This is a genomic window from Nonomuraea sp. NPDC004580 (genome assembly GCF_040609855.1).
GTDB classification, from domain to species: domain Bacteria; phylum Actinomycetota; class Actinomycetes; order Streptosporangiales; family Streptosporangiaceae; genus Nonomuraea; species Nonomuraea salmonea.
In genome coordinates, this window is record NZ_JBEXLH010000125.1 from 1 (window position 1) to 5,552 (window position 5,552).

A 5,552-nucleotide genomic window follows, 5' to 3' on the forward strand; every position below is an offset into this window, starting at 1 on the left:
CGGCAGGAGGCCGCTCCCGTGGCCGCCGCCACGACGCCGCCGTCCACTCCGTCCACGCCGCCCGCCACGCCGTCGGGGGCCGCGGCCGTGGACATCGCGACGCCGTCGCCCAAGTCGCTGGCCAAGCCCAAGGAACGCCGGGAGACCCCGAAGGTGGTCGTCACGGTCACCACCACCCCGCCGAGCCCGGCGACCACCGCGCCGACGCGGCCCGTACGGACGAAGTCGAGCAAGCCGAAGCCTCAGAAGACCGAGCCCGGGACCGAGGCGCCGCCGTCGGAGCCGCCGGCGCCGCAGTGGCGCTGCCGCTCCTGGCTCACGGCGGCCGGCGGGGTGGACATGTCGCCGTGCATGGCGGTGACCGGCGACACCATCCACCTGAAGGGCCAGGTCAGGGGGTCGGCGCGGTCCGACGTCCACATCCAGCTCTACGACACCGACGCCGACACGAACCTGTCGCAGCCGTTCATCTGCGCGGGTGTGCTCGCGCCGGCGGGCGGGGTCGCCACGTGCGGCCCGTTCACGATCAGCGTCCCGCGCAAGGGAGCGAAGACGGACGTGCGGCAGCGCTGGCGGCGTACCGGCAGCGGGTCGTGGAGCGGCGGAGCGGAGAGCCCCTACGTCGTCTGGTGAGCGCGTCACCGTGCGCGTCCGCCCGGGGCGCGCCGCAACACATCGACAATATGCGATATGTTGATCCGACTTGATGGCGTGATCGAGGAGGACTGCCATGAGCGGGAACGACCGCCTTGACCTCGGGCCTTTCGGCATCTACACCTTCGACTTCGAGCACCTGCCGGCGGCGCGGGTGCGGGATGCGGTCCAGGAGCTGGAGGAGCTGGGCTGGCCGGCCGTGTGGGTCCCCGAGCTGCTGGGACGCGAGGCGCTCTCGCACGCGGGCTTCCTGCTGGCGAGCACCGAGCGGCTCAAGGTGGTGAACGGCATCGCGCAGATCTGGTCGCGCGGAGCCCGGTGGGCGCACGGCGGCGCGCTCCTGCTGGCCGACGCCTACCCGGGACGGCACGTACTCGGGCTGGGGTTCGGCGGCGAGTCGAAGCCGGGGGTCAAGCCGCTGGGGGCGATGGCGGCGTACCTGGACGAGATGGACGCGCTCGAGACCGTGAACCCGGCGCCGCGGGTGCCGGTGCGGCGGATCCTGGCCGCGTACGGGCCGAAGATGCTGGAGCTGGCCCGCGACCGGACCGCGGGCGCCCAGACCTATCACGTGAACGTCGCGCACACCGCGCAGTCGCGCGAGCTGCTCGGGCCTGAGGCGTTCCTCGCGGTCGAGCATCCCGTGCTGTTCGAGTCCGACCCCGAGAAGGCCCGCGCGATCGCGCGCGAGCACCTGAGCCCCTACCTGTCCCAGCCGTACAACGTGGCCAAGTTCCGGCGGCTCGGCTATTCCGACGAGGAGATCGGTGGGGGCGGCAGCGACCGGCTGGTGGACGACTTCGTGTTCTGGGGCGAACCGGACGTCATCGCGGACAAGCTGCGCGCCCATCGCGAGGCCGGGGCCGACCACGTCACCGTCCAGGTGATCGGCGTGGAGCCGGGCGGGTCGGCGATGCCGCAGTGGCGGCTGCTCGCCGAGGCGCTCCTGCCCATCAGTACGATGTGAACACATCGATTTGACGAGGAGGCGGGGTGCCGATCGTCCTGGCGCTGCTGTGCGCGGCGCTCGCCCTACCCGAAGAGAGGCGCCCAAACGGATATGTAGGCATTGACGTGCATCGTCCTTATATGACGGTTTCAACGCTCACTTTCAGGAAAGAACCTTTCCCCTGACCGCTACCCCATCTGACCTCCGGGAGACCTCCATGCTCACACCCACCGCCCCCGTTCCCGCCGGCTCCCATGACGCGGCCGCGGGTGGAGGGGCGCGGGTGCTCTGCTCCGGCGACCCGTACGACCTGACGGGCACCGCGCACTCGTGGAGCGAGTTCGGCGAGGACGATCTGGGCACCCTCTACCGCTGCGACGTGTGCGGCGTGACCGACGTCGCACCCTGACCACCCGCCGCAAAAGGATTTGCGGACCACGACCGGCATCGGGCAGCCTTGCCCCCCGTGAAAATGCACGCCGACCAACTGCCGATCGCGGCCGGGACCGTACAGAAGCTGGTGGACGAGCAGTTCCCGCAGTGGCGCGGCCTGCCCGTCACCATGCTCGCCACCCAGGGCACGGTCAACGCCATCGCCCGCATCGGCGACCGCCTCGCCGCCCGCTTCCCGCTGCAGCCCGGCGACCCCGAGGCGGTGCGGCGCCGGCTGGAGGCGGAGGCGGGGGCGGCCCGCGAACTGGCCGCGGCCACCCGCTTCCCGGTGCCCGAGCCGATCGCGCTGGGCGAGCCCGGCGCGGACTACCCGCTCCCCTGGTCGGTGCAGACCTGGCTGCCGGGCACGGTGGCCACCGACGCCGACCCCGGCGAGTCGTCCGCATTCGCCCGCGACCTGGCCGACCTCATCGGCGACATCCGCGCCATCGGCACCCGCGGCCGCACGTTCTCCGGCCGGGGCAGGGGCGGCGACCTGCGCGCCCACGACGAGTGGATCGAGACCTGCTTCCGCAGCAGCGAGCACCTGATGGACGTCCCCCGCCTGCGCCGCGTCTGGGCGGACCTGCGCGAGCTGCCCCGCGAGTCCCCCGACGTGATGAACCACGGCGACCTCATCCCCGGCAACGTGCTCGTCGCGGACGGGCGGCTGGCCGGCGTGCTCGACACCGGCGGCCTCGGTGCCGCCGACCCCGCGCTCGACCTCGTCAGCGCCTGGCACCTGCTGGAGGCGGGGCCGCGCGAGGAACTGCGGGCCGCGCTCGGCTGCGGCGACCTGGAGTGGGAGCGCGGCAAGGCGTGGGCGTTCCAGCAGGCGATGGGCACGGTCTGGTATTACGTCGACAGCAACCCGCCGATGAGCCTCATGGGGCGGCGCACCCTGGAACGCATCCTTGCAGAAACCGGATGATTTTCCGCCCGACCGCCCTGGAGAATACGGGCATGTCCCAGGCGAAGTTGCGTACTGACCGGATCGATCTCGTCCCGCTCGCCGACGAGCATCTTGAGCACGAGATCGAGCTCGACTCCGATCCCGAGGTCATGCGCCATCTCACCGGCCGCGCCCGCACCCGCGAGGAGGTCGAGGCGGCGCACCGGCTGCGGCTGGAGGCCGCCGGCCGGGTCTCCGGGCTCGGGTTCTGGGCGGGGTTCGTGGCCGGGGAGTTCGTCGGGTGGTGGATCCTGGAGCCGCCCGAGCGCGCCGATCAGGGTCCGGTCGAGGGGCAGGCCGAGCTGGGTTACCGGCTGCTGCGCCGCTTCTGGCGGCGGGGCCTCGCCGGCGAGGGGGCGCGCGAGCTGCTGCGGCACGGCTTCGAGGACCTCGGACTCAACCGCGTCTTCGCCGAGACGATGGCGGTCAACGCCGCCTCCCGCGCCACGATGGCCTCCCTCGGCATGACGTACGTGCGTACGTTCCACCAGGACTGGGACGATCCGCTGCCCGGCAGCGAGCAGGGCGAGGTCGAGTACGCCATCACCCGCGACCAGTGGCTCTCCCACCGCGCCACCCACACCTGAGCGCCCCAATGACCGCGACCCGAGCCCGAGCACCCCACCCGCCGCCGACGACGGCTGACCGGCTCGCCCACCGGTGCTCGAAGCCCGCTACCCCGCCCTCATCCTGGCCAGCAGCGCCGGGCTCCAGTGCGTGCCGTAGATCTGCCGCAGCCGCTCCGACCGCCAGTCGGCACCGGTGACCACCCCGCGGCACGACGGCGCCCCGCATCGGCACGCCATCGACCACCCCTCGGCGCCGGTGTGCGTGGCATAGTCTACGGTCAGCTCCTCCCCCGGCTCGATGTCGCGGCGCGCGGTGAGCGTGGTCGCGTCCTGGTGCCACAGGGTCGGGTCGCAGGAGTGGTTGCCGTACCGGACGGGGTGCGCGGGGTCGAGGAGCAGGTGGACGCCGTCCTCGACGGTGATGCTGCTGTAGGGCGGTGTGAGGGCGGCCAGCGTGTCGTCGTCGATGACCCGGCCGCCGAGCCGCATCACCACCTCACCCCGGCGGATCCGCTCGACCGCGAACAGTCCGGTGCCCTCGATCGGCGAACGGCGTGGTTCGGCGGCGGGGCTGAGCCGGCTCTCGGCGTCGTAGGTCACAAGGTGATCGTAGGGTGCTGGGGTGAATACGTCCCGAGCATCCTGGCGCAACACCACCCACGACTGGGCGACCGACGTCGACCACCCCCATCTCGCCCATATCCGCGAGGACCCCGCCGCGTACGCACCCGGCGGGGTCCTGCACCTGATCCTCGAGGTCCTCGCCTACCCCGCGGACGAGGCGGCGGCCACGGGCGCCGGGCGCTGCACGGTCACCCTCCACCCCGACGGCTCGGTGTCGGTCGCCGACGAAGGGCGTGGCACCGACACCCGGTTCGACGAGCACGGCAGGCCCGTCAAGAAACCCGTGATGGCGTCCAAGGACCTGCGGTTCTTCGACCATCCGGGCGCGCAGACGCTGCCCGACGGGCACCCGCGGCGCGGCATGTCCGTCGTCGCCGCGCTCAGCGACTGGCTCGTCCACACCAACCGCAGGGCGAACGGGTCGTGGACGCAGCGGTACGAGCACGGCGTGCCCGTCACCGGCCTGGAGCCCGTGCCCGACGACGGCACCACGGGCACGACCGTGCACTTCCTGCCCGCTTCGCAGCTGCCGCCCCTGGTCGGTGACCTGCGGAGGTTCGTGTGGCCGGACCTGTCCGTCGCCTTTACATCGTAGATCACAAAGCGAGTACGCCGTCCTCCTCCTGGAAGGTGCCGGTGGGGCCGTCCTTTCCCATCATCGCCATGCGGGCGACGACCTGCGCGCTCACCTCGGCGGGCCGGCCGGCGATCGCGTTCCAGGCCGGCGCCTCCGACGCCATCGCCGCCCTCGCCGAACGCGGGCTCGGCGTCGGCATCCTCAGCGAGTCGATGGCGGCGGCCTACGGCGACCGGCTCGCCGCGCGGGTGATCGACGACGCGCAGGAGATCGCCCGGCTCGCTCTGACCTGGAAGACGCCGTACGGACCCGCCGTACGCGCCTTCCTCGCCCACGCCCGCCGCGCCTTCGCTCTCCCGGCCACCGCCTGACCCACCCTGCGGCGGAGAAGGCTTTGCCCCCCGCTGGGGGACTTCGCAGGGCGCGGTCGCCAGCGTGGGAAGCGTCTCGCGCCGAGACGGCGCCTTCGGGAAGCCGCATCGTCCATGTGCTCGTACGTCATGGAGGAGATCCCGATGTTCCCACCCTGCTCCTAGCCGCCGCCGTCATCCTGTCCGCCCTGATCGGTGCGGCCTGGACCAGCACGACCGGAGCCGCCACGGTGGCGCAGGACCCGGTCCCGCTGCCGCCCGTGCCCGGCGGCTCGGACGACCCGTACCTCGAACAGCCGCCCGACGCCGAGCACAACGCGGGGACAGCGCTAGGAGACTTCTGATGATGTTGCTGGTCAGGCTTCCGATCATGTAGGTCGAGGGTCAGGCTGGGTAGCATGATGGGGCGTCGTCCTGAGCGGCC

8 protein-coding genes and 1 pseudogene are annotated in these 5,552 nt (G+C 72.3%); 8 read left to right on the plus strand and 1 reads right to left on the minus strand.

Annotated elements, in window-relative coordinates; genetic code table 11:
* The 5 genes and pseudogenes from ABZW11_RS45955 to ABZW11_RS45975 form a co-directional block, all read left to right on the plus strand.
* Positions 1-633 (plus strand): annotated as a pseudogene (locus ABZW11_RS45955) (hypothetical protein); the annotation flags it as partial.
* A 97-nt stretch (positions 634-730) separates the two neighbouring features.
* Positions 731-1,621 carry a TIGR03620 family F420-dependent LLM class oxidoreductase gene (locus ABZW11_RS45960; protein WP_355432812.1) on the plus strand — a complete coding sequence of 297 codons (891 nt, stop codon included), beginning with the start codon at positions 731-733 and terminating at the stop codon, positions 1,619-1,621.
* Positions 1,622-1,820: 199 nt separating this feature from the next.
* Positions 1,821-2,012, plus strand: a complete 192-nt coding sequence (locus tag ABZW11_RS45965; protein ID WP_355432815.1) for a hypothetical protein — start codon at positions 1,821-1,823, stop codon at positions 2,010-2,012.
* Between the two features lie 63 nt (positions 2,013-2,075).
* Positions 2,076-2,966, plus strand: coding sequence for an aminoglycoside phosphotransferase family protein (locus ABZW11_RS45970; RefSeq protein WP_355432833.1), 891 nt, complete (start codon positions 2,076-2,078; stop codon positions 2,964-2,966).
* A gap of 32 nt (positions 2,967-2,998) precedes the next feature.
* On the plus strand, positions 2,999-3,574 hold the full coding sequence (locus ABZW11_RS45975; RefSeq protein ID WP_355432818.1) for a GNAT family N-acetyltransferase: 576 nt from the start codon (positions 2,999-3,001) through the stop codon (positions 3,572-3,574).
* Positions 3,575-3,661: 87 nt separating this feature from the next.
* On the opposite strand, the gene ABZW11_RS45980 is transcribed toward ABZW11_RS45975, so the two are convergent.
* Positions 3,662-4,156 (minus strand): SET domain-containing protein-lysine N-methyltransferase, encoded by a 495-nt coding sequence (locus ABZW11_RS45980; RefSeq protein ID WP_355432821.1) that lies wholly within the window; start codon positions 4,154-4,156, stop codon positions 3,662-3,664.
* Between the two features lie 22 nt (positions 4,157-4,178).
* On the opposite strand from ABZW11_RS45980, the gene ABZW11_RS45985 reads away from it, so the two are divergent.
* From ABZW11_RS45985 to ABZW11_RS45995, 3 genes are all read left to right on the plus strand, one after another.
* Entirely contained in the window at positions 4,179-4,775 is a 597-nt protein-coding gene (locus ABZW11_RS45985; protein WP_355432824.1) for a hypothetical protein, read from the plus strand.
* A gap of 68 nt (positions 4,776-4,843) precedes the next feature.
* Positions 4,844-5,128, plus strand: a complete 285-nt coding sequence (locus ABZW11_RS45990) for a LysR substrate-binding domain-containing protein (RefSeq protein WP_355432827.1) — start codon at positions 4,844-4,846, stop codon at positions 5,126-5,128.
* A gap of 116 nt (positions 5,129-5,244) precedes the next feature.
* Positions 5,245-5,472 carry a hypothetical protein gene (locus tag ABZW11_RS45995; RefSeq protein WP_355432830.1) on the plus strand — a complete coding sequence of 76 codons (228 nt, stop codon included), beginning with the start codon at positions 5,245-5,247 and terminating at the stop codon, positions 5,470-5,472.
* Positions 5,473-5,552: the final 80 nt, after the last annotated feature.